This is a genomic window from Streptomyces sp. NTH33 (genome assembly GCF_003236365.1).
In the GTDB taxonomy this organism is placed as follows: Bacteria; Actinomycetota; Actinomycetes; order Streptomycetales; family Streptomycetaceae; genus Streptomyces.
On record NZ_POTZ01000882.1, the window covers coordinates 1 to 1,394 of the forward strand.

Consider the following 1,394-nt stretch of genomic DNA (forward strand, 5'->3'; position numbering starts at 1 on the left):
TCCTGGCCACCCCCGCCGACACCCTCGTGGCCGCCTGGGGCCCGGGCGGCGTACAGGCCCTCGTCTGCGGAGCGGCGGCCCTGGCCCTCCTCATGCACGCGAGCCGCACGCTGACCAGGGCCTCGGCCCATGCGCGAGCGGAGGAACGCCCATGACGGCCCCGTGGCCGACCCCGCACACACCTCCACACGGCCGAAGCCGCGGGTACGGCCCGCCTCCCCCGGCCGACCGCAGGCAACCGGCCCACCGCCGGAGCCCGTCGCACCACCCCTTGAAGGAGAACACCAGATGATCACCGCCCGATCCGGAGCGTCCGGAGCATCCGGAGCCACCGGAGCGCACACCCCGGGAGTCGCCCGATGAGGGTTCTGCTGATCGGAGCCAACGGATACCTCGGCCGTTTCGTCGCCGACCGCCTGCTCGCCGACCCGGCCGTCCAGCTCACCGCGCTAGGCCGCGGCGACGACGCCGACGTCCGCTTCGACCTCGCGACCGGCAGTCCCGGCGCGCTCACCCGCTTCCTGGACGCGGTCCATCCCGGCGTCGTCGTCAACTGCGCCGGAGCCACCAGGGGCGGCGCCCGCGAACTCACCCGGCACAACACCGTCGCCGTCGCCACCGTCTGCGAGGCCCTGCGCCGCAGCGGCTGCGGCGCCCGGCTGGTGCAGATCGGCTGCAGCTCCGAGTACGGCCCCAGCCAGCCCGGCTCCTCCACGGCCGAGGACGCCGTGCCCCGCCCCGGCGGGCCGTACGGCGTCAGCAAGCTCGCCGCCACCGAACTGGTCCTCGGCTCCGGCCTGGACGCCGTCGTGCTCCGGGTCTTCTCACCCGCCGGACCCGGCACCCCCGCGGGCTCGCCGCTCGGCCGGCTCGCCGAGGCCATGCGCCGCGCCATGCAGTCCGGTGACGGCGACCTCAAGCTCGGCGGCCTCGGAGCCCAGCGCGACTTCGTCGACGTCCGCGACGTGGCCCGCGCCGTCCACGCCGCCTCCCTCTCCGCCGCCCAGGGCGTCATCAACATCGGCTCCGGCCGCGCCGTCCGGCTGCGCGACGCCGCGGCGACCCTCGCCCGCGTCGCCGGATACGGCGGCACCCTCCACGAACTCGACGGCCCGCCCGGCGGCCATCTCAGGCCCGCCATCGGGCATCCCCGCACCGACTCGGACCACTCCGCCCCGGTCGCGTTCCCGTACCCCGACGGCTGCGGCAGCTGGCAGCAGGCCGATGTGCGCACCGCCCGCGACCGGCTCGGCTGGCGGCCCCGGATCAACCTCGAGGAGTCCCTCGCCGACATCTGGATGGAGGCGGCATGCCGTATCTGACCAGTACCCCCGCGGGCACCTCGAGCACCGGCGTGCGCACCGGGTTCGGTGTCCCCGGCTGTGCCCACCCCC

Annotated in this window: 1 protein-coding gene; it reads left to right on the forward strand. The window is 75.9% G+C overall.

Annotation, left to right across the window (positions count from 1 at the left end; all coding sequences use genetic code 11):
- The first annotated feature begins 359 nt into the window (after nt 1-359).
- Complete coding sequence (locus C1I97_RS37230) at nt 360-1,322, forward strand: NAD-dependent epimerase/dehydratase family protein (protein WP_111007282.1); 963 nt, start codon at nt 360-362, stop codon at nt 1,320-1,322.
- Nucleotides 1,323-1,394: the final 72 nt, after the last annotated feature.